The sequence below is a fragment of the Actibacterium sp. genome, from assembly GCF_041584535.1.
Lineage (GTDB): Bacteria > Pseudomonadota > Alphaproteobacteria > Rhodobacterales > Rhodobacteraceae > Actibacterium_D.
On the sequence record NZ_JBFHDW010000414.1, the window covers coordinates 1 to 1,622 of the forward strand.

The window sequence follows — 1,622 nt, forward strand, 5'->3', positions numbered from 1 at the left end:
AGCAGGGTCGCGGCTGAAACTGGTCATGACCGCCTCGGGGGCCAAGCCCGCGCCGCAGACCCTGCTGGACGATCTGGCGGCGATGGGGGCCGAAACCTTGTTCCTGACCGGCGATATTGCCGATGTCGATACCGCGCGGGACATGGCCGCGCAGGCCGAGGCGTTTTGCGGTGGCATGGACCTGTTGGTCTCGAACGCCGGGGGCGTGGCGCCGGGGCGTCTGGCCGAACTGGATGTCGCGGTCTGGGATCGGCAATTCAACCTGAACGTCCGCGCGACCTTTGTGCTGGCGCAGGCGTTATACCCGGCGTTGAAAGTGTCGAAGGGCGCGATTGTCGCTGTGGCCTCGATGTCGGGAATGCAGGCGCATCTGGGGCAGGGCGCGTATTCGCCCGCCAAGGCGGCGCTGGTTTCGCTGATCCGCAATATGGCGCAGGAATGGGCGCCGGACGGTATCCGCGCCAATGCGGTTTCGCCCGGCATGGTGTCGACGCCGCTGACCGCCAAGGTCTATGCCGATGCCGACGTCACCGCCGCGCGCGAGGCCCTGGTGCCGTTGGGCCGGATTGGCCAGCCCGACGATATCGCCGAAGCCATCGTCTATCTGGGCAGCCCGGCGGCGTCTTATGTCACCGGCCAGACCCTGTTGATCGACGGCGGCATCAGCGACAGCATTCTGGGGAAAATCCCCGGCCTGTCGCTGGTCTGAGCCGGCTGAAACACCGCATCCCGCGCTGGCTTAGGCGCGCGGGATGCCTTTTTGACGCAACAGGCGCTTTTGCGCCGCGATCCGGAACGGCGCGTTCGCCGCGCCATAGCCGCGATAGCCGTTCTTGCGTTGCAGGACCTCGATGAACATGCCGCCCGCGAAGGGCTGGCTGTAAAGCTGGAACAGCGCGCCGTTCTTGTCTTCGTCATACAGGATATTCGCGGCTTTCAGGCGCTCCAGATCCTCGGGCGAGATGTCGAACCGGGCGGCAAGGTCATCATAGTAATTCGGCGAAATCGGCAAGGCCTGAAACCCGCGCTGGGCCAGTTTCGCGGCGCTGGCGAAAATGTCGTCCGTGGCAAAGGCCAGATGCTGAACCGGCGCGCCAAAGCTGTCGGACAGGAACGACCCGGCCAGCGTGCGATGGGTCTCGGCGCCGTTCAGCGTGATCCGCAACCGGTCGCCCGAGGCCTCAAGCGCCTGACTGCGCACCAGACCGTCAGGGTCGATCACATCAACCATCGGACTTTTGCGCATCTCAAACAGCGAGGTATAGAACAACGACCAGCTGAGCATTTCCTCATAGGTCATGGTCTGGGCGATATGATCGATATGCAGCAGGCCCGCGCCGCTGTCCGGGGCCGGGGTCTGGGCGTTGAACTCGGAACGCCAGACATCGCTGGCCGTGCCGGACTGGTCGAGGAAATGCAGAACCGATCCCCCCAGCCCGCGAATTGCCGGGATATCCTGCTGTCCGGCGCTGAGCGGTTGCGAGAACAGATCAGCGCCCAACGCTGTCGCACGCGCCACCGTATCAGCGGCCGAGCCGACCGACAGGCCGATGTCGCAAATACAGGTGCCATGCATGTTAAAGGCCGACCCGGCGAAATCCCCGGCCTGTTCATTGACCACG

2 protein-coding genes are annotated in these 1,622 nt (G+C 64.5%); one reads left to right on the forward strand and one right to left on the reverse strand.

The genetic code is table 11. From position 1 onward, the window contains the following. On the forward strand, positions 1-709 hold a 709-nt coding region (locus tag ABYW26_RS14265), incomplete at its 5' end, for an SDR family NAD(P)-dependent oxidoreductase (RefSeq protein WP_372605574.1). Positions 710-739: 30 nt separating this feature from the next. Here ABYW26_RS14265 and ABYW26_RS14270 read toward each other — a convergent pair. Further along, positions 740-1,622, reverse strand: an 883-nt coding sequence (locus ABYW26_RS14270) for a 4-hydroxyphenylpyruvate dioxygenase family protein (protein WP_372605575.1), incomplete at its 5' end; no start/stop codon positions are given.